Raw genomic sequence first — 23,905 nt, 5'->3', positions numbered from 1 at the left:
GCGCGGTCGCGACTGACGTCGCTCCTACAGGATGGCTTTCGCCATCCTCGATGCATGACTCGCCTGCGATAAGCTCTTGCCCATGAAGCACATCCTGCTGCCCGCCCTCCTGCTCGCCGCACTGATCACCGCCGCAGCCCCGTTCGCCACGCACGCGCAATCCGCCGTGCCGCAGGCCGATGTCCGCGCGCTGAAGCCGGGCGAGTTCCTGTGGTATCCGCAGATCGCGCCCGAGGGTCCGGTGGTGCTGGTGGTCAGCCTGGATGAGCAGCGCGCCTACGTGTACCGCAACGGCATCGCCATCGGCGTGTCGACCATCAGTTCGGGCAAGGCGGGCAAGGACACGCCGACCGGCGTGTTCACCATCCTGCAGAAGAACAAGGACCACCGCTCCAACCTCTACAACAACGCGCCGATGCCCTACATGCAGCGGTTGACCTGGGACGGCATCGCCCTGCATGGCGGTCACCTGCCGGGCTATCCGGCATCGCACGGCTGCGTGCGCCTGCCGCAGGCGTTCGCCGAGAAGCTGTTCGGCATCACCCGCTTCGGCGATTCGGTGGTGGTGGCCAATGCCAAGGCATCGCCGGCCAGCCTGGTGCATCCGGCCGTGCTGGCGCCGGTCACGTCGGGCGGGCAGGCGGCGCATCCTGACCTGTCAACCTACGAGGTGTACTGGAACGAGGCCGCCTCGCCCGAGGGTCCGGTCAGCATCCTGGTCAGCCTGTACGACCAGCGCGTCTCGGTGCTGCGCAACGGGGTGCTGATCGGCGCGGCGCCGCTGCAGATGGTGCGCGACTTCGCGCTCAACGGCACCGTGCTGCTGGTGATGACGACCGAGATGGAGGACATCCCCAGCCTGCTCGACCCCCGGCAGAAGGAGCATCGCTGGGTCGCGCATCGCGTGCTGGGCGAGGAGGGCGCGCCGATGCCGCCGCTGCGCTCGCTGGGGGATTCGTTCTGGATCCCGCAGGATTTCGCGCGTCGCCTGTACGGCGTGCTGAAGCCCGGTACCACCGTGCTGCTGTCCGACCTGCCGGGCGTACGCGCAACGCCGGATGACCAGCCGTCCGTGCCGGTCTTGGAATCGGACGAAGCCAGCCCCACCCCGGTATCGCGCTGAGCCTTGCGGACGGAATCGGGACGCTGGCGCCATTCACCGATCTCTGGGCCTCCGCATGAACCGATTCCCCTTCCTGCTTTCGCTTTGCATCGCCGCGACGGCCCTCTCGCAGGCCGGCGCTGCGTACGCCGGCTCAACCGCCGTCGCGTCCCCCGAGCGCCTGGTCGAGCGGCTGCACCGTGCGGCGCCATCGCTCGACCGCGAGGTGCTGTCGATGGCGGCGCACGCGATGACGTGCTCGATCCGGCGCGGCGAGCCCGTGCCGATGCGCCGGCTCAGCGTGATCGACTATTCACGGCCATCCACCCAGCCGCGCCTGTGGGTGTTCGACCTGGAGGCCGCCCGCCTGCTGTTCGAGGAACGCGTCGCGCACGGGCGCAACACCGGCGAGAACCTCGCCACGCGTTTCTCCAACGTCACCGGCAGCTACATGTCCAGCCTGGGGGCGTTCGTCACGCAAGAGTCGTACAGCGGCGCGAACGGTTACTCGCTGCGCCTGCAGGGGCTGGAACCCGGATTCAACGACAAGGCGCGCGAGCGCGCCATCGTCATCCACGGTGCGCCCTACGTCAGCGATGCGCTGGTGCGCGCGCAAGGGCGCCTCGGCCGCAGCCTGGGTTGTCCGGCGGTCGGTACGGCTGTGGCCAAGCCGCTGATCGACAGCATCCGTGGCGGCTCGTTCCTGTTCGCCTACTACCCCGATCCCGCCTGGCTGAAACAGTCGCGCCTGCTGGGCGCCGACTGCGGGAGCGGTGTCGCCGCCCACCCCGCATCGCCCGCGCCGGGCGGATGACGGCGGTCAGAGCTCGAGCGGAATTTTCAGATAGCGTCGCCCGTTGTCCTCCGGCGCCGGCAGATGGCCGGCGCGGATGTTGACCTGCAGTGACGGCAGCAGCAGCGTCGGTGCCGGCAGCGTCGCATCGCGCGCTTCGCGCATGGCGACGAAGCTGTCTTCGTCCACCTCGCCACCGACGTGCACGTTGCCGGCCTTCTCGTCGGCCACCGTGGTTTGCCAGGCGTAGTGGTCGCGCCCCGGCGCCTTGTAGTCGTGGCACAGGTACAACGTGGTCTGCGGCGGCAGCGCCAGCAGTTTCTGGATCGAACGGTACAGCGTGCGCGCATCACCGCCGGGGAAGTCCGCGCGCGCGGTGCCGTAGTCGGGCATGAACAGCGTGTCGCCGACGAACACCGCATCGCCGATCCGATAGGACACGCAGGCCGGCGTGTGGCCGGGGGTGTGGATCACCTCGACCTGCAGCTCACCGAGCGGGAACGTCTCGCCATCGCGGAATAGGTGGTCGAACTCGCGGCCATCGCCACTGACATCATCCAGTCCGAACACCGGCGCGAACGTGCGCTGCACCTCGGTAATGTGTTCGCCGATGCCGACCGGGGCGCCGGTCTTCTCCTTCAGGTACGGCGCCGCGCTGAGATGGTCGGCGTGCGCGTGCGTTTCCAGGATCCAGTGCACCGTCAGGTCGTGATCGGCGATGAAACCGAGCAGGGTGTCCGCCGCGCGGTGCGAGGCGCGGCCGGAGCGGTGGTCGTAATCCAGCACCGGATCGATGATCGCGGCGTGGCGCGTGGCCGGGTCCCAGACCACGTAGGTGATGGTGTTGGTCGCCTCGTCGAATTGCGCATGCACACGGGGACGGGTCATTGCGTCGCTCCTGGATTTGGGCCGGGTGGGCGGCAGCGCCCATGATCGCAGTCGCATGGCATGCGGCCAAGCGCGATCAGGTGGCCCTCGCGGAGAACTCCTCGAAGGCTTCCAGCGCGTGCGCGGCGTACATCAGCGAGGGACCACCGCCCATATAGACGGCGACGCCCAACATTTCGTGGAACTCCTCCGGCGTGGCGCCCAGCCGTACGAGCGCCTTGGCGTGGAAGCCGAGGCAGCCATCGCAGCGCGACGCCACGCCGATGGCCATGGCGATCAGTTCCTTGGTCTTCTCATCCAGCGCACCGGCGGCCATCGCGCCACGCGCCATGGCGCCGAAGCCCTGCATCACCGCGGGTGCGGCTGTGCGGAAGGGAGCGAGGTCGCGGTTGATGCGCGTGGTCAGCTCCTGGTAGCGATCTGCACTGGACATGGGATTCTCGATAGCGGAGGGTCAGCCTTGCTGGGATACCGGCGGGCCTTCGGCGCGCCACGCGGACATGCCGCCGGCGATGTTCAGATAGGTGCGTGCGTCCTTGCCCACCAGGCCCGACTGCGCAAGACGCGACCGCATGCCGCTCTGGCAGATCAGCAGGATCTCGGTCGTGGCGGCCGGAAGGTGGGCGTCCAGCAGCGCGGGGCCGCCGGCTCGCAGGTCGCCGAGCGGGATGTGGTACGCGCCCCGCACATGCCCCGCGGCGAACTCGCCCGCTTCGCGCACGTCAACGAGCGCCGCGCCCTGGTTCATCCGTTGCACGGCATCACGCGGCGAAACCTGCGGGGCTCCAACGCCGAACAGGGCCTTGAGCAGCGCGATCATCGGGATATCCTTGCACCCTTGCGCGGCGACACGGCGGGGGCGCAATAAATGCCATGGAGCGTCTGCATGACCTCTGCCGCCGGTCCCGGCATCAGCGTATAGATCACGTTCTGCGCCTCGCGTCGTGCCTGCACCAGACTTTCTTCGCGCAGCACGGCCAAGTGCTGCGACAGCGCCGACTGGCTCAGGTCGAGCAGGGCGTTTATCTCGCCCACCGAGCGCTCGCCCGAAGCCAGCAGGCACAGGATCTGCAGGCGCTTCTCGTTGGCGAGCGCCTTGAGCAGTTGCGCGGCGTCGCCCGCATGCGCCTGCATGGCGGCGATGTCGAACGTGGGCGTGGGAGGGTTGCCGGTCATGCGGACTCCGTGGTCAGGGGCAGGCCTCCATTGCGCCATGCGGTGAGGCCGCCGGCAAGCGAGCGGACATGCGAAAAGCCGAGCGCCTGCAGGCTGTCGGCCGCAAGCGCGGAGCGGCCTCCGGTCAGGCAATAGAGCACCACGTCGCGATCGGGGGCAGCCAGTGCCTCGCTGGTGGCGCAGGCCATCGCCGGATGTGCGTGGATCTGGAACTCCAGCACACCGCGGGGCAGGTTGATGGCGCCAGGCAGGTGGCCCTGCGCGTACTCCGCGGGCTCGCGTACATCGATCACGATGCTGTGTTCGTCAACGGCGAGTTGGTCGGGCGCGATCTCTTCGATGCGGCCACGAGCCTCGGCGACCAGATCCTGGACGGAGCGTGCCATGGGTGTCTCCAATACATTAGTTGACTCTAATATTAGTAAATGCTAATTTGAATTGCAAGTCGACCGGCATTCCCGCCGGGGGCGCCATCCGACCTGGAGGGGAAGACATGGCACGCATCGTCGTACTGGGTGCAGGCATCGGCGGCATGAGTGCCGCGTACGAACTGCGCGGCACGCTTGGCCAGGGCCCGGAGATCACCGTGATCGGCGAGGGCGATCGTTTCTCGTTCACGCCGTCCAATCCCTGGGTCGCCGTGGGCTGGCGCAAGCCGTCCGATGTCGAGATGCCGGTCGCCCGCTATCTGGCGAAGAAGAAGATAGCGTTCGAGGGCGCCGGCGCCGAGAGGGTCGAACCGGGCGACAACCGCGTGCTGCTGCGCGACGGGCGCTACGTCGATTACGACTATCTGGTGATCGCGACGGGGCCGCGGTTGGCCTTCGATGAGGTGCCGGGCCTGGGGCCCGAAGGTGGCTTCACCCAGTCGATCTGCACCACGCCTCATGCGACCACTGCGTGGCACGCGTACCAGGCGTTCCTCGAAAATCCGGGCCCGGTCGTCGTGGGCGCCGCGCCGATGGCCAGCTGCTTCGGTCCGGCGTACGAATTCGCGATGATCCTCGACAGCGACCTGCGCAAGCGCAAGCTGCGCGACAAGGTGCCGATCACCTACGTGAGCCCGGAACCGTACGTCGGACACATGGGTCTTGGAGGTGTCGGCGACTCCAAAGGCCTGATGGAATCGGAATTCCGCCAACGCCACATCCGGTGGATCACCAACGCGAAGATCACGGCGGTGCGCGACGGCGAGATGGACGTGTCCGAAATGAACGACGCCGGCCAGCCGAAGAAGGCGCATACGCTGCCGTTCACGTATTCGATGGTGCTGCCTGCGTTCACCGGCGTGCCGGCCGTGCGCCAGTGCGAGGGGCTGTGCAATCCGCGCGGCTTCATCCTGATCGACAAGCACCAGCGCAACCCCGCCTATCCCAACATTTTCTCGCTCGGCGTGTGCGTTGCCATCCCGCCGGTGGAGGCTACGCCCGTGCCGACGGGCGCGCCGAAGACCGGCTTCATGATCGAGTCCATGGTGACCGCCGTGGCGCACAACATCCAGGCCGAACTGGCCGGTACGCCCGCCACGGCCGAAGCCACCTGGAACGCGATCTGCCTGGCCGACATGGGCGACACCGGCGCCGCCTTCGTGGCACTGCCGCAGATGCCGCCCCGCAACGTCACCTGGGCCAAGGTCGGCAAGTGGGTGCACGTGGCCAAGGTCGCGTTCGAGAAGTACTTCCTGATGAAGATGAAGTCCGGCAACACCGAACCGATCTACGAGAAGTACGTCCTCAAGCTGCTCGGCATCATGCGCACCCGCTGATGCCCGCCCCCGAAACCTTTCCGGAGAACACCCCATGAACCTCGACCGTGCCGTCCTCGCCTTCGCCGGCGTGATGACCCTCGCCAGCCTGGCGCTGGCCCACTTCGTTTCGCCGCTGTGGCTGTGGTTCACCGTCTTCATCGGCGTGAACATGCTGCAGGCCAGTGTCACCGGCTTCTGTCCGGCGGCCATCGTCTTCCGCAAGCTGGGCGTGCGCGCCGGCTGCGCATTCAAGTGAGCGCGAGGCCTGCCGTGAGCCGCATCGTGATGTCGTCGCGCCTGTTGTTGCCGCTGCTGCTGCTGGTGGTCACGCTCGCCGCGTGCGTGCATGAAGAGCCCGTCGCGCCTCCGGCACGCATCGACGGATTGCAGACTTTCCAGGTGCGTGCCGCCGACGCGGCGAACGGTCGCGCCTGGGAAGGCGTGGTGGAGGCCGTGCGGCAGGCCACGCTGTCGGCGCAGACGAACGGGCGCGTCATCGCCGTGTCGCGCGATGTCAACGATCTCGTGGCCGCTGGCGATGTGCTTGTGCGGCTCAGTGCGGTCGAGCAGCAATCCGGTGTCGACGCCGCCCGCGCCCAAGTGCGCGCGGCCGAAGCATCCGCGACCGAGGCGGATGCCAACTACCGGCGCTTCGCCGACCTGGCGAAAGACCAGTTCGTCTCCCGGGCCCAGCTGGACCAGGCTCGGATGGCGCGCGACTCGGCCCTCGCCGCGCGCGATGCCGCTCGTGCCCAGTTGGCGAATGCCGGCCAGCAGACCGACTACACCACCATCCGTGCGCCCTATGCGGGCATCGTCGCCACCCGCGATGTCGAACCTGGCGAGAGCGTGGGTGTCGGTCAGACCCTGATGACCGTGTTCGCACCGGGTGCGTTGCGCATCGACGTCGCCGTGCCCCAGTCCGAAGCCGAGGCGATACGCGCCGCCCCGGTGGCCACCGTCACCCTGGACAGTGGGCGACAGATCGAGGCCGATGACGTCACCGTCTTTCCCGCGGCCGACGCGTCTACCCATGCCGTGCGCGTACGCGTGCAACTTCCCGCGCTCGATGCGCCGCCGCAACCGGGGGTTACTGCCAAGGTGGCGTTTCCAGCGGTGAAAGGCGCCGCGTTCCCCCGCGTGCCCGCCAGCGCGCTGGTGCGTCGCGGAGAGGTGACGGCCGTCTACGTGCTCGTCGACGGCCGGCTTTCGCTGCGCCAGGTCAGGTTGGGTGATGTCGCTGCCGAGCATGTCGACGTGATCTCGGGACTCAAGCCCGGCGACGCCGTCGCCGCCGATCCGGTGGCCGCGCAGCAGGCGCTGGTCGCCGCGCGCAAGGAGCGCTGACATGGCACCGCTGACGTCACCGCCGCGACTGGGCATCTCCGGCCGCATCGCGCGCAGCTTCCAGGCCAATCCGCTGACGCCCATCCTCGCGCTGCTTGGCCTGCTGTTGGGGCTGGTGGCGGTGATGATCACGCCGCGCGAGGAAGAGCCGCAGATCGACGTCACCATGGCCAACGTCATCGTGCCGTTCCCGGGCGCGGATGCACGCCAGGTCGAGCAGATGGTGACCTATCCACTGGAGCAGAAGCTGTCCGAGATCGAGGAGATCAAACACACGTATTCGATCAGCCGGCCCGGCATGGCGGTGCTGACGGTGGAGTTCGAAGTGGGGGTCAAGCGACAGCCCGCGTTGGTGCGCCTGTACGACAAGGTGTTCTCGAACCAGGACTGGATGCCGGCGAACCTCGGTGTGGGCCAGCCCATCGTCAAGCCAAAAGGCATCGACGACGTGCCGGTGATGGCGCTGACCCTGTGGACGGACGATCCGCAGCGTGGCGCACGCGACCTGGCGGAGGTGGCCCACACGCTGGAAACCGAACTCAAGCGCATCCCCGGCACACGCGACGTGTTCACCCTCGGCGCGCCGGAGCGTGCGGTGATGGTGCAGCTCGATGCGGCGCGCCTGACCAGCCATGGCCTGGCGGTAAACGATCTTTCTTCAGCGCTGCAGGCTGCCAACCTGGCGCGCCAGGCAGGCGAGCGCGTCGGTACGGATGGGGTGGTGCAGGTGACGTCCGGCCAGTTCCTGGCCGACCGCGCGGACGTGGCCGGCCTGGTGCTGGGCGTGGCGGGTGGCCAGCCGGTGCGGCTGGAAGACGTGGCGACGGTCAGCGATGCCGCTGACGCGCCCTCGAGTTATGTCTGGCACGGCGTGCCGCCGAAACGCGCCGGGCCCTCCACTGGCATGGCCCCGGCGGTGACACTGGCCATCGCCAAGAAGCCGGGCAGCAATGCGGCCGACATCACCTCCGCCGCGCTGGCGCGGGTGGAGGCCTTGCGGGGCACCGTGATTCCCGACGGCATCCAGGTGGAGACCACGCGCGACTATGGCCTCACCGCCAGCGACAAGGCGCAGACGCTGATCAAGAAGCTGGTCTTCGCCACCGGCTCGGTGGTGCTGCTGGTGCTGTTCGCGCTGGGCCGCCGCGAGGCCATCGTGATCGGCAGCGCGGTGGTGCTGACGCTGGCGGTCACGCTGTTTGCGTCGTGGGCGATGGGATTCACCCTCAATCGCGTCTCGCTGTTTGCGCTGATCTTCTCCATCGGCATCCTGGTGGATGATGCCATCGTGGTGGTCGAGAACATCCACCGGCACATGGCGCAGGGCGGCAAGTCGCTGGCGGAGGCCATTCCGCCGGCAGTGGACGAAGTGGGCGGTCCGACCATTCTGGCCACCTTCACCGTGATCGCGGCGCTGATGCCCATGGCCTTCGTCAGCGGCCTGATGGGACCATACATGCGGCCCATTCCGATCAACGCGTCGGTCGGCATGCTGCTGTCGCTGATGATCGCGCTGGTGGTTACACCGTGGCTGTCGTTGAAGCTGCTCAAGCGGCATGCGGTCGCGCACGCGGATGAGGGCGCTGCCCACGGGCATGCGGAAGGCACGATGGCGGCGCGCTTGCACCGCCTGTTCGAACGCGTGATGTCGCCGTTCCTGGATGCCGGCGCGGGTGCCCGGCGCCGGCGCCTGTTGTTCATCGCCATGGTCGTGCTGGTGGCGCTGGCCGCCAGCCTGGCGATGTTCAAGCTGGTGGTGCTGAAGATGTTGCCGTTCGACAACAAGTCCGAACTGCAGATCGTGGTCGATCTGCCCGAAGGTCGCGCGCTGGAGGACACCAACGCCCTGCTGGCCGAACTGGCCGGCGTGCTGGACCGTACGCCGGAAGTCCTGCACTACCAGGGCTATGCCGGCACGGCAGCACCGATCAACTTCAACGGACTGGTGCGGCAGTACTACCTGCGCGAGGGTGCGAACGTCGGCGACCTGCAGGTGAATCTCGTGGACCGCCACGACCGCGACCGCAAGAGCCACGAGATCGCCGTCGCCCTGCGCCCGCAGGTGGACGCGATCGGCCGTCGCCACGGCGCGTCGGTCAAGGTGGTCGAAGTGCCGCCGGGGCCGCCCGTGCTGTCGCCGATCGTCGCCGAAGTATACGGGCCCGACTACGCCCGTCAGCGGCAGGTGGCGCGGGCGCTCGAGCAGCGATTCCTGGCCACCGACGGCATCGTCGACGTGGATACCAGCGTGGAAGCCGATGCGCGCCGCGACATACTGGTGATCGACCGTTTGCGCGCTGCGCGCCTTGGCGTGCCGCAGTCGGCGATCACCGAGACGATCGCCGCCGGCCTGTCGGGGCTGGACGCGACCCATGTGATCGATGGCGGCTCCAAGTATCCGCGCCCCATCCGCCTGCGCCTGCCGGTGGCCGACCAGGCTTCGCTCGACGGAGTTCTGGCGCTGCGGGTACGCGGCGGCAAGGGCCAACTGGTGCCGTTGTCGGAACTGGTGCAGGCGCGCTCCACATGGTGGGATGGCGCCATCCACCACAAGGACCTGCTGCCGGTGGTGTACGTGATGGGCGACGAGAGCGGGACCGTCGACAGTCCGCTGTACGGCATGTTCGACCTGGTCGGCCAGATCGCCGACAACGCCATCGACGGACAGCAGGTGGCGCAGTTCTTCATCCGGCAGCCCCCCGACACCACCGCCTTCGGCATCAAGTGGGATGGCGAGTGGCAGATCACCTACGAGACCTTCCGCGACATGGGCATCGCCTATGCGGCCGGCATGGTGTTGATCTACCTGCTGGTGGTGGCCTACTTCCGCAACTACGTGGTGCCGCTGGTGATCATGGCGCCCATCCCGTTGACCGTGATCGGCGTGATGCCGGGCCATGCCCTGCTGGGCGCGCAGTTCACGGCCACCAGCATGATCGGCATGATCGCGCTGGCGGGCATCATCGTGCGCAACTCGATCCTGCTGGTGGACTTCATCAACCATCTGATCGAGCGCGGGCAGACGCTGGAGTCTGCGGTCGTCGATGCGTGCGCGGTGCGCGCGCAACCGATCGCACTGACCGCACTGGCCGCGATGGCGGGCGCGTTCTTCATCCTGGACGATCCCATCTTCAATGGTCTGGCGATCTCGCTGATCTTCGGCATCCTGGTGTCCACGGTGCTGACGCTGGTGGTGATTCCACTGCTGTACTACGGGCTGAAACATCGCGCACACAAGCCGGCGGCCGCATGAGTGCTCCAAACCTCCGTCGGCTGCTGTGGGCGGCATGTCTGGCGGGCGCCGCTGGCGCCTGCACATCCACAGCCGGTGACGGCGGCCGGGGCGCCGCTACAGGGCGGGCGGTCGATACGCCGCCGCCCCTGTCGTCAGCCGATCCGGATCTCGACCGCGCGAAGGCGGCGGCCCAGGCCTTCAGCGGTCGCCTGCGCGGCCGCCTGCAGGCCGCGATGCAGACCGGCGGACCCACCGCTGCCGTCGAGGTCTGCCAGGCCGAGGCGCCGGCCATCGCGGACGCGGTGATGGCCGAGCACGGCGTGCGCCTGGGCCGCGTCGCGCTGCCCGGGCGTCACCGCAACGCCGGACAGGCCGCCGAAGGTTGGCAGCTCGCCACGCTGGAGGCTTTCCAGCAGGCCGTCCTGGCGGGCGCGCCCGCCGCCGAGCAGGTGTCAGTGATCCGCGAAGATCTTCCCGAGGGCGTCGCGTTGCGCGTGATGCGCGGCATCGCCACCGAGCCCGGCTGCCTGGCCTGCCATGGCATGCAGCTGGCCCCGCAGGTCCGCGAGGCCATCGCGACGCATTATCCTGACGATGCGGCCACCGGTTTCGTGGTGGGCGACCTGCGCGGCGGGCTGTGGGTCGAAGTGCCCGCCGCTGCCCCCACCCCCGACGAGGCTACGCGATGAGCACCGACGCACCGATCCGCATCACCCTGGAGCAGGAAGAGGACTACAGCTTCCGCATCCGTTTCGACGACACCACCATCGCCGACCTGATGGCCGACGAACCCCCGCCGCTGGGCAAGGGCGAGGGTCCGAATCCGACGCGGCTGCTGGTGTCGGCGGTGGCCAACTGCCTGTCCGCCAGCCTGCTGTTCGCGCTGCGCAAGTTCAAGAACACGCCCGGCAAGCTGGTGACCCACGCCACGGCGGAACTGGTGCGCAACGAGCAGGGCAGGCTGCGCGTGGGCCACATCCATGCCGATATCCAGTTGGCGGAGGCCGGCACGGCGCATGCCTCGCTGGAGCGCATCCTGGCCCAGTTCGAGAACTTCTGCGTGGTGACCGAGAGCGTCCGCCACGGCATCGAGGTGTCGGTCAGCATCACCGACGCCGATGGCGTGCAACTGCACGGCACCGCGCGGACGGCGCAGGGCGAGTCCTGAGCTGTGGGTGGAGGCGGGCTGGGGCTGCTCTTGTGGGAGCGACGTAAGTCGCGATGGGCCACCGGTAAGGCTTCATCGCGACTTACGTCGCTCCCACAGGAGAAGGGAGGAGGCCGGCAAGCCTTGCGCCCCCGGATCGCCGCCGGCGGTCGGCCGTGGCATGATCCTGTCCTCCGCCGTCCGTAGCCGAAGCCGTCCGTGATCGCGCCCATCAAGGGGAAGGCCACCTCGCTGGACATCGCCCACCTGGCGGGCGTGTCGCAGCCCACCGTGTCGCGCGCCCTGCGCGGCAGCCCGATGGTCAACGAGGAGACGCGCAAGCGCATCCTCGCCATCGCCGAGCAGCTCAACTACAAGGTCGACAAGAACGCGTCCAACCTGCGCCGGCAGCATTCCGGCACGCTGGCGCTGCTGTTCTTCGAGGACCCGACGCCGGACGAATCGGCGATCAATCCGTTCTTCCTGTCGATGCTGGGCAGCATCACCCGCGCCTGCGCATTGCGCGGCTACGACCTGCTGATCTCGTTCCAGCAGCTGTCCAACGACTGGCAGGCCGACTACGAAGACAGCAAGAAGGCCGACGGCATCATCCTGCTGGGTTACGGCGACTATCTGGAATCGCGCAGCCGGCTGGAGCGACTGGTCGAGCAGGGCACGCATTTCGTCCGCTGGGGCGCGGTGCAGCCGGACACGCCGGGCGTGTCGATCGGCTGCGACAACACCCAGGGCGGGCACGACATCACCGCGCACCTGCTCGCGCAGGGGCGTCGCCGCGTCGCCTTCCTCGGCCACGCGTCCAACCACTATCCGGAATTCTTCGAACGCTACCTCGGCCACCGGCAGGCGCTGGAAGCCGCAGGTCTGATCGCCGATCCTGCGTTGCAGGTCGATGCGATCACCACCGAACAATCCGGCCATGAGGCGGCCAGCGCATTGCTGGCGCGGGGCGCGGTGTTCGACGCGGTGTTCGCCGCCAGCGACCTGATCGCGGTCGGCGCGATGAAGGCGTTGATGGAACACGGCAAGCGTGTGCCGGAGGACGTCGCGGTGGCGGGCTTCGACGATATCCCGCTGGCCAGTTCGATGAACCCCGGACTGTCCACCGTGCAGCAGGACACCAAGCGCGCGGGCACCTTGCTGGTGGAAACCCTGCTGGCGCTGATCAATGGCGAGCCGGCGGAGAGCCAGGCCATTCCGGTGAAGCTGGCGTTGCGGGGGTCCACCGCGGCGAAGTGACCAGTGCTTTTGTGGGAGCGACGTAAGTCGCGAAGGTATGCACTCAGTTGACCATGAAGTCGGAGGGAAGCCCCCAAGCTTTCAAGGCAGGCATGGTCTGCGATCGCGACTTACATCGCTCCCACAACGGAGGGTGCGTGGCTCAATCCGCCTTCGGCGATTTGCGCGCCATCAGCTCGGCGAGGCGCGCGCGGGTGTCGGCGCGGGTGATCGGTGCGTCCAGCAGGAACACGCGCACGCCGTGCGCGGGCACGTCCGCTTGCAGGCGGTTGCGCACGCGCTGGGTCTTGCCGGTGAACGCATCGCGCCAGGTGCCGGCCTGCAGGTGGTCGGACACCGACAGCGTCGCCGGCGCGTCGGCCTTGTTCAGCAGCACCAGGGCGGTCTGGTTGACGCCCTCGTGCTGCAGCACGCGGTAGAACACCGCCTGGTCGCCCTTCAGGCGCACGTTGAGTTGCAGGCCGCGCTGCAAAGCCGGAGTGTCGCGGCGCAGGTGGGCGATGCGCTTGAGCGGCGCGAAGATCGGGCTCTCCGGTGCCGCATCGATGCGTTGCTGGCCGAAGTAGTTGCGGTTGCCGGCGTGCTCTGCGTTGCCGCGCTCGAAGCCCACTTCCGAGCCGTAATAGATCACCGGAATGCCGCGCGCGGTGAACAGCCAGTTGTGCGCGTCGATGAAGCCTTCATCGCTGGCCTTCATGCGCGCCATGTCGTGGTTGTCGTAGAACGTCATCAGGTCGTACGGATTGGCGTACGGGCCGTCTTCCAGATACAGCGCCTTGCCGATCTCCTCGAAACTGACCCCGGGCTTCTCGAAGACCTCGGTCAGCTTCCCCTTCAGCGGGAAGTCCAGCACGCTGTAGCTGCCGTTGCGTGCCCAGGTGTGGCCGGCGATGCTGGCGGCGTCGTAGTTGAAGTTCTCGCCGAACATGAAGAAGCCCGGCTTCTTCGCGCGGATGCGGTCGGCGAATGCCTTCCAGAACGCGTGCGGCATCCAGGCGATGGTGTCCACGCGGAACGCGGCGGCGCCCTGGTCGATCCACTGCTCGTACGCGCCGACCAGATACTCCATCACCGCCGGATTGTTCTCGTTGAAGTCCGACAGCTGCGCCAGTCCGCCGCCGGTGTTGTAGAACGCGTGCATCGGCTTGCGGCGCGGGTCCAGCTTGTCGGGGTCCAGGTTCTGGTGATCGGCGATCAGCGTGCCGTCCTTGTCCCAGATCTTGCCGTACTGCGGCTGCAGGGTCGGCATGGAGTAGGCGGGCGAGCCGTGATTGCCGACGATGTCGAGCACCACGTCCAGTTTCTGTTCCTTCATCGCCGCGGTGAAGCCGGCGAAGTCCAGGCCCTCGCTGGGCAGGTGTTCGTCCAGCTTGTAGAAGTTGATGCCCCAGTAGCCGTGGTAGCCGGTCTTGCCGCGGTCGGTGAACATCCCCTCCCACTTCACTTCCTCGCCGCCGGTGAAGGCCTGGTCGGGGTTGTCGATGATCGGCGTGATCCACACCGAGGTGAAGCCGAGCCCGCGGATGTAGCCGGCGTTGTCCAGCACGCCCTTGAAGTCGCCGCCCAGGTAGCCGACGTTGTCGCTCTGGCCCGCGGGCGCGCCGGGCGTGGGGCGGTCGAAGGTGGGATGCTGGCCGCCCTGGTCGCGGTGATCGTTCGACGGGTCGCCGTTGACGAAGCGATCGGTCAGCACGAAGTAGACGGCTTCCTTCGCGAAGGGCTCGGTGGTGCCGTAGAACTCGTCCGCTGCGAAAGCCTTGGCTGGCAGGAAGAGCAGGGTCGCGACGGCGGTGGCGATGGGGAGCTTTCGCATCAGATGGCCTCCGGGCCAGATCGTGATTCTTTCACGCGCAGGACGAACAACCCGGCCAGCAGAAGGCTGACGCCGCCGATGGCAAGCGCGTAGATCGGCTGACCGCCTGCGAAAATCTTGAGCAGGAAGCCAAGGACGCTCGCCGCCACCAACTGCGGGATGACGATGAAGAAATTGAAGATGCCCATGTAGACGCCCATCTTGTGCGCCGGCAGGCTGTCGGAGAGCAGGGCGTAAGGCAGCGAGAGAATTGAGGCCCACGCGAAACCCACACCTACCATCGACAGCAGCAGCCATTGGGGATCGCGGATCACAATGAGGGACAGCAAGCCGAGTCCGCCCAGCGAAACATTGATGAGGTGACTCATACGCAGGCCAAAGCCTCGCACCATCCAGGGAATCAGGACCGCCGCAAGCGCCGCGAATCCGTTATAGGCCGCGAACAGTACGCCTACCCAGTTGGCTCCCTCGTTGTAGGCGGCGGACGTGGTGTCGGTGGTGCCGTAGTGCACGCCGGTGACGGCCGCAGTGGTGTAGATCCACATGGCAAACAGCGCAAACCAGGAGAAGAACTGGACCACTGCGAGTTGCCGCATGGTGTCCGGCATGGTCTGCAGATCGGTCATGATCGAGGTGAACATGTTGCGCGCACGCCAGGCGCTGGCCACGAGCAGTGCCAAGCCATAGGCCGCCATGCCGCCCGCCAGCACATAGAGGAGGCGGTCCAGCTGCCACCATGTCACCGCCGCGATCGCGACCAGGCCGGAGATCAACCATCCCACGGATGCTCTTCGCGATCGGTCGCGATCGATCTCGGTTTCCAGTTTCACGCCGGAAGGCATGGCGTCATCGAACGATGTCAGTTGCTCCGGCGGATACTCTCGAGTCCTGGCGACGGTCCAGAGGACCGCGAGCAGCAGAACAGCCCCGCCGAAATAGAAAGCGTAGGTCACCGTATCGGGCACGTGTCCGGGCGCTGCCGTGTTGGACACGCCCGCCTTTGCCAGCAGCCACGGCAGCATGCTGGCCACCACGGAGCCTACGCCGATGAAGAAGCTCTGCATCGCATAGCCCGTGGGGCGTTGCCTGGGCGGCAGCTGGTCGCCGACGAACGCACGGAAAGGTTCCATCGATACGTTCAGTGATGCATCGAGAATCCAGAGCGTGCCTGCGGCGATCCACAACGCGGACGAGTTGGGCATCACGAACAGGGCAGCGGTGGAAAAAATGGCACCCCAGAGGAAGTAGGGCCTGCGCCTGCCCAGGCGGGTCCACGTGCGATCGGAGAAGTGGCCGATGATGGGCTGCACGATCAGTCCGGTCAGTGGCGCGGCGATCCAGAGGCCAGGCACATCGTCCATGTCCGCACCCAGTGTCTGGAAGATGCGGCTGACATTGGCGTTCTGCAGGGCAAATCCGAACTGGATACCCAGGAACCCGAAGCACATGTTCCATATCTGCCAGAAGGACAGGCGGGGCTTGGCGGTCATTCGGGTTCCCTGGCAGCGTGGCGCGGTCGAAGTGCGTACTCGCCATGGCGAGCGTGGCGGCATCTTGCCGACATGCGCGACCGATTCCATGCTGCACCGCAAACAACACCGGCGCGCGCGGCGTAGCGTGTCGAGGCGCATGCATCGGCCATGCGCGCGCCCCAAACCCTTGGCCTGCCTGCATTTCGGCAGCGGTACGTGGCGATCGGCACGCCGTCGCCCATGGAGAACGCATTCCGTCGGCCGCATGAGCTGCATACGTATTCATGCCCGGCCGCTCCGCGTCACACTCACGCGTGGCGACGGCTCGTGGAATAGTGGCGCCCGCCGAGCGCACCGGAGGGGTGCGCTACGCATTGCGACGGGTGCATCGATGACGAAGAACAACTGGTGGCGCGGCGCGGTGATCTACCAGATCTACCCCCGCAGCTTCCTGGACACCAACGGGGACGGGGTCGGGGACCTGCCGGGCATCGTCGAGAAGCTCGACTACATTGCCGGCCTGGGTGTGGACGCCATCTGGATCTCGCCGTTCTTCAAGTCGCCGATGGCCGATTTCGGTTACGACATCGCCGACTACCGCGACGTCGACCCGCTGTTCGGCACGCTGGAGGACTTCGATCGCCTGCTGGCCAAAGCGCATGCGCTGGGCGTCAAGGTGATGATCGACCAGGTGCTGAGCCACTGCTCGGCCGAGCATGCGTGGTTCAAGGAAAGCCGCGAGAGCCGCGACAATCCGAAGGCCGACTGGTACGTGTGGGCCGATCCGAAGGAAGACGGCACGCCGCCCAACAACTGGATGTCGCTGTTCGGTGGCGTCGCCTGGCGCTGGGAGCCGCGCCGCGAGCAGTACTACCTGCACAACTTCCTCGCCAGCCAGCCGGACCTGAATTTCCACAACCCGGCGGTGCAGCAGGCCACGCTGGACAACGTGCAGTTCTGGCTGGACCGGGGCGTGGATGGCCTGCGCCTGGACGCCATCAACTTCTGCTTCCACGACGCGCAGCTGCGCGACAACCCGCCCAAGCCGAAGGACCAGCGCGTGGGTCGAGGCTTCAGTCCCGACAATCCCTACGCCTACCAGTACCACTACTACAACAACACGCAGCCGGAGAACCTACCGTTCCTGGAGCGGCTGCGCGCGCTGCTGGACCGGTATCCGGATGCGGCCGCGCTCGGCGAGATCTCCTCCGAGGATTCGCTGGCGACCACCGCCGAATATGTCACCGACCAGCGCCTGCACATGGGCTACAGCTTCGAGCTGCTGACCGACGACGGCACTGCGGCCTACATCCGCGGCACGGTCGAACGGCTGGAAGCGGCGATGGTCGAAGGCTGGCCGTGCTGGGCGGTGTCCAACCACGACGTGCAGCGCGCGGTGACCCGCTGGGGCAACGGCGACGCCTCGCCGGCACTGGCGGCGCAACTGGTCGCGCTGGTGTGTTCGCTGCGCGGTTCCGTCTGCCTGTACCAGGGCGAGGAATTGGGCCTGCCGGAAGCCGACGTGCCTTACGAAGCGCTGCAGGATCCCTACGGCAAGACGTTCTGGCCCAACTTCAAGGGACGCGACGGCTGCCGCACGCCGATGCCGTGGAACGACGGCGAGCGCGCCGGTTTCAGCGATGGCGCGCCGTGGCTGCCGATTCCCGCCGAGCACCGCGCGATCAACGTGGTGAAGCAGGAAGCCGATCCGGACTCCGTCCTCAACACCGTGCGTGGGTTCCTCGCCTGGCGACGCACGCTGCCGGCGCTGCGCAGCGGCAGCATCCGCTTCCTCGATGCACCCGAGCCGGTGCTCGCCTTCGTGCGCGAGCAGGCCGGGGAGCGCGTGCTGGCCGTGTTCAACCTGTCCGCACAGGCCGTGCACTGGCCGTTGCCGGACGGCGTCGCCGCCGAAGCACTGGAAGGCCACGGCCTGCAGCGCGCAACGGTGGAGGGCAGGACGTTGTCGCTGCCGCCGCGCGGCGTGCACTTCGCACGGATGGCCTGATTCCCGCCGCGCGGCGTCTCGCCGCAGGCGGCCTCCGCATCGCGGCCGGACGCCACGTGGCGCGCTCTCGCGTGTCGTTCATCAATCACGCGCGCGCACATGCGTGCGGGCGTCCGCATGCCTTTTTTCCGCACGGAATGCGTGTTACGCGCGGCGCCGGAAATATGCATGAATACGTATGCAGCGCGATTTGTGCGGCTGCGCACGCCACTACCATGGCCGCACATTCCGGGGCGACTTGTCCCGGCATGGAAGACCCGGGCGATCGCATCGTGCGACGCACCCGGTTCATCGCATACAACGTCCTTGGAGAGGGGAACATGCAACTCAAGCGCAACCTGCTGAGCGCGGCGTTGGCGTCCGCCATCGCGCTCACCGCGACCGGTGTACAGGCCCAGACCGCCCAGACCGCCACCGACCAGACGCCCGCGACCGACGCGACCGACCTCGACACGGTTGTCGTCACCGGCATCCGCCGCGGCATCGAGAGTGCGATTTCGGTCAAGCGCGACGCCACCTCCATCGTCGAAGCGATCTCCGCCGAAGACATCGGCAAGCTGCCCGACGTCAGCATCGCCGAATCGCTGGCGCGCCTGCCGGGCCTGGCCGCGCAGCGCGTCGCCGGCCGCGCGCAGGTGATCAGCGTGCGTGGCCTGTCGCCCGACTTCTCCACCACGCTGCTCAACGGCCGCGAGATGGTCAGCACCGGCGACAACCGCAGCGTCGAGTTCGACCAGTACCCGTCCGAACTCGTCAGCGGCGTGACCGTGTACAAGACGCCGGATGCCGGCCTCGTCGGCCAGGGCCTGTCCGGCACGGTCGACATGCAGACCGTGCGTCCGCTCAGCTTCGACGCGCCGGTCGGCGCGGTCGGTGTGCGCGGCCAGCGCAACTCGCTGGGCGCCGCGGCCGATGCCTCGGCCTACGGCGAGCGCATCAACGCCAGCTACATCACCCAGAACGAAGCGCGCACGTTCGGCTTCTCGATCGGCTATTCGCACTCGACCACGCCGGTGCAGGAAAACCAGGTGGGCCTGTACGAGCCGTGGCAGGCGATCGGCGACAACTGGCGCCCCGGCGTGCCGGCCGGCACGTTCTACTCCGACGGCATCAAGGCGCTGCGTCGCACCGGCGAAACCAAGCGCGATGGCGTGATGGCGACGCTGCAGTTCCGTCCGTCCAATGCCTGGACCAGCACGCTGGACCTGTTCTATTCGGAAGCCGAGCAGACCAACACCGCGAACCAGTTCGAGGTGCACATCGGCGACTACAACGGCGGTTTCGGTCGCCTCAACGTCACCAATCCCGTGATCAACGGCAGCAACACGTTCACCGGCGGCACCGCCAACAACGTGTATCCGCTGGTCCGTGGCATGTACAACTACCGCGAAGACGAGATCCAGGCGTTCGGCTGGAACAACGAGTTCAATGTCGGCTCGGTCCGCCTGACAGCGGATGTCAGCTGGTCCATGACCTCGCGCGACGAGATCAATCTCGAGAACAACACCCAGCGCCTGCCGGCACCGCAGCTGGATTCGGTCGACCTGGCGTTCCGCAGCGGCGGCTTCTCGCAGCTGAACCCCGGCTTCGATTACTCCGATGCCTCGCAGCTGTTCCTGGCCAATACCATCTACGGTTCCGGCTACGGCAAGACGCCGAAGGTCGAGGACGAACTGCGCGCCGTCAGGCTGGCGGCCTCGTTCCCGCTGCCGGAAGCGATGGGCTGGTTCACCGACCTGGACGTGGGCCTGAACTACGCCGACCGCGAGAAGACCAAGCGCCAGCCGGAGGGCAACATCAACCTCGGCGCGCAGGGCATCACCGCCATCGGCTCGGACCTGCAGTACGGTCTGGTGGACCTGGGCTTCGCCGGCATCGGCTACATCCCGTCGTGGAACGTGCCGGCCGCGGTCGCGCGCTACATGACCTTCAACCCGGTCGATGACCTGTCGTACCTGATCCCGAAGGCGTGGGACGTCAACGAGAAGATCTCCACGGGCTTCGCCCGCGCCAACATCGATACCGAGTGGGGCTCGGTGCCGGTGCGCGGCAACATCGGTTTCCAGGTGCAGCGCGTGGACCAGTCGTCCACCTCGCGCTACTGGGATGCGACCCGTCCGGCCGGCCAGAACGTGCAGCCGATCGAACGCGGCAAGACCTATACCGATGTGCTGCCGAGCCTGAACCTGGCGTTCTCGCTGCCGGCCGACCAGACCCTGCGCGTGGGCCTGGCCGAGCAGGTCGCGCGTCCGCGCGTGGACGAGCTGCGCGCTTCGCTGGACTTCGGTGTGAACACCGCCACCGGCGAGCCCGGCGGCAGCGGCGGCAACCCGGAGCTGGATCCGTGGCGTGCCTACGCGTTCGACGTGTCGTGGGAGAAGTACTTCGGCACCAAGGCGTACGTGGCGGCGGCGTTCTTCTACAAGGACCTGCGCACCTACATCTACACCGAGGCGCGCGATGGCTACGACTTCACCGACCTGCTGACCGACTACGTGCCGGGACCGAACGAGCCGCCGACCCAGACCACGGGCCGTTTCACTGCGCCGTACAACGGCACGGGTGGTTCGCTGAAGGGCCTGGAGCTGACGGCTTCGCTGCCGCTGGACCTGTTCAGCGATGCGCTGCAGGGCTTCGGCGTCATCGCCAGCGCCGGCTTCAACGACAGCGACATCACCATCCCGCCGCCGCCGAATGCGCAGAGCAGCGTGGGCAGCCAGAACATCATGCTGCCGGGCCTGTCCGAGCGTGTGTACAACTTCACGGCGTACTACGAGCGCAACGGGTTCGAGGCGCGCGTCAGCCAGCGTCGCCGTTCGGACTTCATTGGCGAGATCGGCAACTTCGACGGTGACCGTTCGCTGCGCTATGTGGTCGGCGAGAACATCACCGACGCGCAGATCAGCTACTCGTTCCCGGACGGCCATGCGCTGGGCGGCCTGAGCATCCTGCTGCAGGCCAGCAACCTGACCGACGAGGCCTACCAGACCTACGCCGGCAGCCGCGACCGTCCGCTGGAGTACATCGAGTGGGGCCGCACCTACCTGCTGGGTGTCAACTACCGGTTCTGATCCACGCAGTACCTTGTTTTCCCAAGCCCGCCGGTGTCATGCCGGCGGGTTTTTCTTTTCTTGGGGGGGTGCGGAACTGAAAACAAAAAAGGCCAGGCATCCGCTTGGCCTTTTTTGGATGGTGGAGCCGGGGGAACTGCTCAGTCGTTCGCTTGGCTTAGGGTCAGGATGATCTCTTCCTCGGTTTCGATGGGGTCCAGTGAACCGATGGCTGCACGAAGGTCTTCCAGGTCGGCCCCTGTGTCGCGGTCGCTGATGAAGAATTCCAGTGACAGGTATGCGCTAATGCGGTTGATATCTCCCACGCTCATGGGTTTTGCCGCAGTTGGGAGCCTGGCCACGATGCATCGTGTTGGCGAGACAGGAAGATACGCCGCCTCCAGTACTACGTCATTCGAGATAGCAGCTAGCAACAGCCTAGGCTTTCCGTCGGAGAACATTGCAATGGGGCCGCAATCGCCCAGAATGAAGAACTCGCCAGACTGCGCGTCTACTAGATCAAACGCCATGTCCGCGGCCATACGGTTGGCGCGGATAGGCATTGCGGGGTCCTTCGCTAGCGCCTTCAAGTATGCGTGATCAGCGATTGCGTTTGCTTCAATGCGAGCTCTGGACAGAAGCGCGTGCGTAATTCCCCAGGCCTCAGCAAACAGTTGGGCCTCGTGGGTCGCGACATAGGACCTCCATTGTGAGCTCATGAAGCCATAGATCTTGGTGCGTTGCTCTCGATGCATGTCACCGAAGCGTTTGTTAATTTCTGCATTGATGAGGCGTTTTTGCTCTTTTGGATCCGAAAGGCTTGCGATGAGATCGCGGCGAAGGCTGATGGGATCGAGCAGCTTCAAGCGCAGTGCTTCAATAAGAGAAGGGAACAGCCGCGCCAACGCTTCACGCATTGCCTTCGTGCGGAACGATAAGGCGCAGATGAGGGTAGCTAAGTCCACCGTGGAGACATCATCACCTTGATTGAGGGCCTGCACGGTTGCGGCCAGCGCCCCCTCTCCTTTGGTGATGGCGTCGTCCAAGCTCGTGTCGCTCGGGTCGCCATAAAAATCTATCTCTTTGCCTAGTCCGCTGGTGTTGGGTGTGAATCGCCCCCTTGTCCGATGGTGTGCGTGGACATAAAACTCCTTGCCCTTCTGGCGGTAGGCAAACGGGCGTTGGATCAGCTGAGGCAGATAGTGGTGTTTGCGACCGGACATGGGGTCCATCCGAGCTTGCAGACGTGTGCAAGCGTACGACGCTTTTCATGCGGGCAGCTCACGATCCAAGCTTTGTGCCCGCTGGGCTGTACCCGAAGCGGCAAACCTTGCGCCTGCGCATCCCCAAGTTCATCGCAACGATCCCGGAGAAGGATGCTGGAAATGATCTTCTTGTTCAGCCGGGCGCGCATCGTGCGTCGATTCCCGCAAGTTCCATGTACGTCAGCGCAGCATGAGAATCGGCACATCAACGTCCGGACGAGGACCATCCGTATCCAGGTGCAGAAGCGTCCAACTCCTTAAAACAAAAAGCCCCGCATGAGCGGGGCTTCGTGTATGTGGTGGAGCCAGGGAGGATCGAACTCCCGACCTCGTCATTGCGAACGACGCGCTCTCCCAGCTGAGCTATGGCCCCACAAGAACTGTTTCATTCTAGCCCGTGGCCGCGGCCGGTGCCAAGCCTGCGCGGTCCAGGATCGGGGTCAGCACCGGGGCCAGTTCGCGGTGCCGCCAGCCCGACAGCGCGGCGGGCCACTGGCCCGATTCCTGCAGCGCTTCCAGATAACGGCGGGAGGCCAGTACACCATCCGGCAGGCCGAGTTCCGCGCTGCGCGCCGACACCGCATCCTGCAGCCGCTTGACCTGCGCCTTGTCGCCGTCGGTGGCCGCGCGGGCCTCCGGCATCGACGCCTCATCGTCCAGCGGCGTGGCCAGCGCCTGCCAGACCGCATCGGCCAGCTTGCGCGGTGCCTTGGGCTGGGTATCGAACAGGCGCAGCAGCGCCCCCCTGTCCTCCGGCGGCGTGCGCGCCAGCGCCACCGCCAGCTCGTTGTCCAGGATCCAGCTGCGCGGCTTGTCGCTGGCGCGCGCCTGCGCCTCGCGCCAACGCAGCAGGCGCACCAGCCGCCGCTGCGCATCGGCATCGAGGAACTGCGCACTGCGCATCGACAGGTGCGGCCAGCGCTCGCCTTCGTCGTGCGCGGCGTTGTCGACGAACCGCGCGCAGTCCTCTTCCACCCACGAGCGGCGGCCGGTGGCGTCCAGCCCGGCCAGCAGCGCATCGTGCACGGCGAACAGGTAGCGCACATCGTCGGCGGCGTAGTGCAGCTGCGACTCGCTCAGCGGACGACGCAGCCAGTCCGAGCGGGTCTCGCCCTTGGGCAGGGCGACGCCGGTGATGCGCTCCACCAGCTTCTGGTAGCCGATGCCCGACGCGATGCCGGCGATGGCGGCGGCGATCTGCGTATCGAAGAGAGGCGAGGGCAGGGCGTCGCAGGCGACCTTGAACGCCACCAGGTCCTCGCTGGCGCTGTGCATGACCTTGGTGATCGAGGTGTCCAGCAGCCACGGCCGCAGCGCATCGGTCATGCCCGGGGCCAGGGGGTCGACCAGCAGCACGTCGTCGTCGAGGGCGATCTGCACCAGCGCGAGCTGTGGCCAGAAGGTGCGCTCGCGGACGAACTCGGTATCCAGGCCGATCCGCGTCGGCCGGCGTTGCAGGTGCGCGTCCAGCGCGGCGGGGGTGTCGATCCAGTGGGGCACGTAATCTCCGCGTGATGCGTCGTTTGCTCAGTCAGGGGACAATAACCTAAGGTCCCGGCTCAGCCGGTATGGTCTGCCGGTCTTGTCGGCCGGCATTCTCTCACG

At 66.8% G+C, this 23,905-nt stretch carries 20 protein-coding genes and 1 tRNA gene; 11 read left to right on the top strand and 10 right to left on the bottom strand.

Translation table 11 applies throughout. The annotated features are described in order from the left end of the window. Positions 1–82: 82 nt before the first annotated feature. Together MMG85_RS12795 and MMG85_RS12790 are read left to right on the top strand one after the other, a co-directional pair. Positions 83–1,123 (top strand): L,D-transpeptidase, encoded by a 1,041-nt coding sequence (locus tag MMG85_RS12795; RefSeq protein ID WP_241046389.1) that lies wholly within the window; start codon positions 83–85, stop codon positions 1,121–1,123. Positions 1,124–1,178: 55 nt separating this feature from the next. Continuing rightward, positions 1,179–1,916, top strand: coding sequence for a murein L,D-transpeptidase catalytic domain family protein (locus tag MMG85_RS12790; protein ID WP_277399874.1), 738 nt, complete (start codon positions 1,179–1,181; stop codon positions 1,914–1,916). A gap of 6 nt (positions 1,917–1,922) precedes the next feature. Here the strand turns inward: MMG85_RS12790 and MMG85_RS12785 are convergent, their stop codons facing one another. From MMG85_RS12785 to MMG85_RS12765, 5 genes are all read right to left on the bottom strand, one after another. After that, positions 1,923–2,783 carry an MBL fold metallo-hydrolase gene (locus MMG85_RS12785; RefSeq protein ID WP_241046388.1) on the bottom strand — a complete coding sequence of 287 codons (861 nt, stop codon included), beginning with the start codon at positions 2,781–2,783 and terminating at the stop codon, positions 1,923–1,925. Between the two features lie 76 nt (positions 2,784–2,859). Next, positions 2,860–3,216 (bottom strand): carboxymuconolactone decarboxylase family protein, encoded by a 357-nt coding sequence (locus tag MMG85_RS12780; RefSeq protein WP_241046387.1) that lies wholly within the window; start codon positions 3,214–3,216, stop codon positions 2,860–2,862. 21 nt (positions 3,217–3,237) lie between these two features. Continuing rightward, positions 3,238–3,603 carry a rhodanese-like domain-containing protein gene (locus MMG85_RS12775; protein ID WP_241046386.1) on the bottom strand — a complete coding sequence of 122 codons (366 nt, stop codon included), beginning with the start codon at positions 3,601–3,603 and terminating at the stop codon, positions 3,238–3,240. Further along, positions 3,600–3,959, bottom strand: a complete 360-nt coding sequence (locus tag MMG85_RS12770; RefSeq protein WP_241046385.1) for a metalloregulator ArsR/SmtB family transcription factor — start codon at positions 3,957–3,959, stop codon at positions 3,600–3,602. Before MMG85_RS12770 ends, MMG85_RS12775 begins: the two co-directional genes overlap by 4 nt. Then, entirely contained in the window at positions 3,956–4,345 is a 390-nt protein-coding gene (locus MMG85_RS12765; RefSeq protein ID WP_241046384.1) for a rhodanese-like domain-containing protein, read from the bottom strand. Before MMG85_RS12765 ends, MMG85_RS12770 begins: the two co-directional genes overlap by 4 nt. Positions 4,346–4,452: 107 nt before the next feature. Between MMG85_RS12765 and MMG85_RS12760 the strand changes: the two genes are divergently transcribed. The 7 genes from MMG85_RS12760 to MMG85_RS12730 all read left to right on the top strand — a co-directional run bounded on the left by MMG85_RS12760 (position 4,453) and on the right by MMG85_RS12730 (position 12,692). Further along, entirely contained in the window at positions 4,453–5,724 is a 1,272-nt protein-coding gene (locus MMG85_RS12760; protein WP_241046383.1) for an FAD-dependent oxidoreductase, read from the top strand. 34 nt (positions 5,725–5,758) lie between these two features. Next, a complete protein-coding gene (locus MMG85_RS12755) occupies positions 5,759–5,962 on the top strand; it encodes a DUF2892 domain-containing protein (RefSeq protein ID WP_142125131.1) in 204 nt (67 codons plus the stop codon). Between the two features lie 29 nt (positions 5,963–5,991). Then, positions 5,992–7,053 carry an efflux RND transporter periplasmic adaptor subunit gene (locus MMG85_RS12750; RefSeq protein ID WP_241046382.1) on the top strand — a complete coding sequence of 354 codons (1,062 nt, stop codon included), beginning with the start codon at positions 5,992–5,994 and terminating at the stop codon, positions 7,051–7,053. A gap of 1 nt (position 7,054) precedes the next feature. Then, positions 7,055–10,306: an efflux RND transporter permease subunit gene (locus tag MMG85_RS12745; RefSeq protein ID WP_241046381.1), complete on the top strand. Its 3,252-nt coding sequence runs from the start codon at positions 7,055–7,057 to the stop codon at positions 10,304–10,306. Then, a complete protein-coding gene (locus MMG85_RS12740) occupies positions 10,303–10,977 on the top strand; it encodes a DUF3365 domain-containing protein (RefSeq protein WP_241046380.1) in 675 nt (224 codons plus the stop codon). Before MMG85_RS12745 ends, MMG85_RS12740 begins: the two co-directional genes overlap by 4 nt. Further along, positions 10,974–11,456 (top strand): OsmC family protein, encoded by a 483-nt coding sequence (locus tag MMG85_RS12735; RefSeq protein WP_241046379.1) that lies wholly within the window; start codon positions 10,974–10,976, stop codon positions 11,454–11,456. The genes MMG85_RS12740 and MMG85_RS12735 overlap by 4 nt, the downstream gene beginning before the upstream one ends. 201 nt (positions 11,457–11,657) lie before the next feature. Then, positions 11,658–12,692 carry a LacI family DNA-binding transcriptional regulator gene (locus tag MMG85_RS12730; protein WP_241046408.1) on the top strand — a complete coding sequence of 345 codons (1,035 nt, stop codon included), beginning with the start codon at positions 11,658–11,660 and terminating at the stop codon, positions 12,690–12,692. 142 nt (positions 12,693–12,834) lie between these two features. On the opposite strand, the gene MMG85_RS12725 is transcribed toward MMG85_RS12730, so the two are convergent. Together MMG85_RS12725 and MMG85_RS12720 are read right to left on the bottom strand one after the other, a co-directional pair. After that, positions 12,835–14,505 carry an alpha-amylase family glycosyl hydrolase gene (locus MMG85_RS12725; protein WP_241046378.1) on the bottom strand — a complete coding sequence of 557 codons (1,671 nt, stop codon included), beginning with the start codon at positions 14,503–14,505 and terminating at the stop codon, positions 12,835–12,837. After that, a complete protein-coding gene (locus MMG85_RS12720) occupies positions 14,505–15,995 on the bottom strand; it encodes an MFS transporter (protein WP_241046377.1) in 1,491 nt (496 codons plus the stop codon). The genes MMG85_RS12725 and MMG85_RS12720 overlap by 1 nt, the downstream gene beginning before the upstream one ends. Positions 15,996–16,368: 373 nt before the next feature. Between MMG85_RS12720 and MMG85_RS12715 the strand changes: the two genes are divergently transcribed. Together MMG85_RS12715 and MMG85_RS12710 are read left to right on the top strand one after the other, a co-directional pair. After that, complete coding sequence (locus MMG85_RS12715; protein WP_241046376.1) at positions 16,369–17,985, top strand: alpha-glucosidase family protein; 1,617 nt, start codon at positions 16,369–16,371, stop codon at positions 17,983–17,985. Between the two features lie 320 nt (positions 17,986–18,305). After that, complete coding sequence (locus MMG85_RS12710) at positions 18,306–21,056, top strand: TonB-dependent receptor (protein ID WP_241046375.1); 2,751 nt, start codon at positions 18,306–18,308, stop codon at positions 21,054–21,056. 140 nt (positions 21,057–21,196) lie between these two features. On the opposite strand, the gene MMG85_RS12705 is transcribed toward MMG85_RS12710, so the two are convergent. The 3 genes from MMG85_RS12705 to rnd form a co-directional block, all read right to left on the bottom strand. Further along, positions 21,197–22,258, bottom strand: a complete 1,062-nt coding sequence (locus tag MMG85_RS12705) for a DUF4238 domain-containing protein (RefSeq protein ID WP_241046374.1) — start codon at positions 22,256–22,258, stop codon at positions 21,197–21,199. A gap of 339 nt (positions 22,259–22,597) precedes the next feature. Then, positions 22,598–22,673 (bottom strand) — tRNA-Ala (locus MMG85_RS12700). A gap of 17 nt (positions 22,674–22,690) precedes the next feature. Further along, entirely contained in the window at positions 22,691–23,800 is a 1,110-nt protein-coding gene (gene rnd, locus MMG85_RS12695; protein ID WP_241046373.1) for a ribonuclease D, read from the bottom strand. Positions 23,801–23,905: the final 105 nt, after the last annotated feature.

It is taken from the genome of Pseudoxanthomonas sp. LH2527 (assembly GCF_022539275.1).
Classification (GTDB): Bacteria; Pseudomonadota; Gammaproteobacteria; order Xanthomonadales; family Xanthomonadaceae; genus Pseudoxanthomonas_A.
The sequence above is the reverse complement of the archived record's forward strand: the minus strand, read 5'-3'. Positions and strand labels throughout refer to the sequence as shown.

Excerpts from the sequence above, each read along its gene's own strand:
- MMG85_RS12715 (WP_241046376.1), top strand. The coding sequence starts at position 16,369 with ATGACGAAGAACAACTGGTGGCGCGGCGCGGTGATCTACCAGATCTAC.
- MMG85_RS12750 (WP_241046382.1), top strand. The coding sequence starts at position 5,992 with ATGTCGTCGCGCCTGTTGTTGCCGCTGCTGCTGCTGGTGGTCACGCTC.
- MMG85_RS12710 (WP_241046375.1), top strand. The coding sequence starts at position 18,306 with ATGCAACTCAAGCGCAACCTGCTGAGCGCGGCGTTGGCGTCCGCCATC.
- MMG85_RS12785 (WP_241046388.1), bottom strand. The coding sequence starts at position 2,783 with ATGACCCGTCCCCGTGTGCATGCGCAATTCGACGAGGCGACCAACACC.
- MMG85_RS12765 (WP_241046384.1), bottom strand. The coding sequence starts at position 4,345 with ATGGCACGCTCCGTCCAGGATCTGGTCGCCGAGGCTCGTGGCCGCATC.
- MMG85_RS12775 (WP_241046386.1), bottom strand. The coding sequence starts at position 3,603 with ATGATCGCGCTGCTCAAGGCCCTGTTCGGCGTTGGAGCCCCGCAGGTT.
- MMG85_RS12760 (WP_241046383.1), top strand. The coding sequence starts at position 4,453 with ATGGCACGCATCGTCGTACTGGGTGCAGGCATCGGCGGCATGAGTGCC.
- MMG85_RS12740 (WP_241046380.1), top strand. The coding sequence starts at position 10,303 with ATGAGTGCTCCAAACCTCCGTCGGCTGCTGTGGGCGGCATGTCTGGCG.
- MMG85_RS12725 (WP_241046378.1), bottom strand. The coding sequence starts at position 14,505 with ATGCGAAAGCTCCCCATCGCCACCGCCGTCGCGACCCTGCTCTTCCTG.
- MMG85_RS12795 (WP_241046389.1), top strand. The coding sequence starts at position 83 with ATGAAGCACATCCTGCTGCCCGCCCTCCTGCTCGCCGCACTGATCACC.
- MMG85_RS12790 (WP_277399874.1), top strand. The coding sequence starts at position 1,179 with ATGAACCGATTCCCCTTCCTGCTTTCGCTTTGCATCGCCGCGACGGCC.
- MMG85_RS12755 (WP_142125131.1), top strand. The coding sequence starts at position 5,759 with ATGAACCTCGACCGTGCCGTCCTCGCCTTCGCCGGCGTGATGACCCTC.
- MMG85_RS12705 (WP_241046374.1), bottom strand. The coding sequence starts at position 22,258 with ATGTCCGGTCGCAAACACCACTATCTGCCTCAGCTGATCCAACGCCCG.
- MMG85_RS12720 (WP_241046377.1), bottom strand. The coding sequence starts at position 15,995 with ATGACCGCCAAGCCCCGCCTGTCCTTCTGGCAGATATGGAACATGTGC.
- MMG85_RS12735 (WP_241046379.1), top strand. The coding sequence starts at position 10,974 with ATGAGCACCGACGCACCGATCCGCATCACCCTGGAGCAGGAAGAGGAC.
- MMG85_RS12745 (WP_241046381.1), top strand. The coding sequence starts at position 7,055 with ATGGCACCGCTGACGTCACCGCCGCGACTGGGCATCTCCGGCCGCATC.
- MMG85_RS12780 (WP_241046387.1), bottom strand. The coding sequence starts at position 3,216 with ATGTCCAGTGCAGATCGCTACCAGGAGCTGACCACGCGCATCAACCGC.
- MMG85_RS12770 (WP_241046385.1), bottom strand. The coding sequence starts at position 3,959 with ATGACCGGCAACCCTCCCACGCCCACGTTCGACATCGCCGCCATGCAG.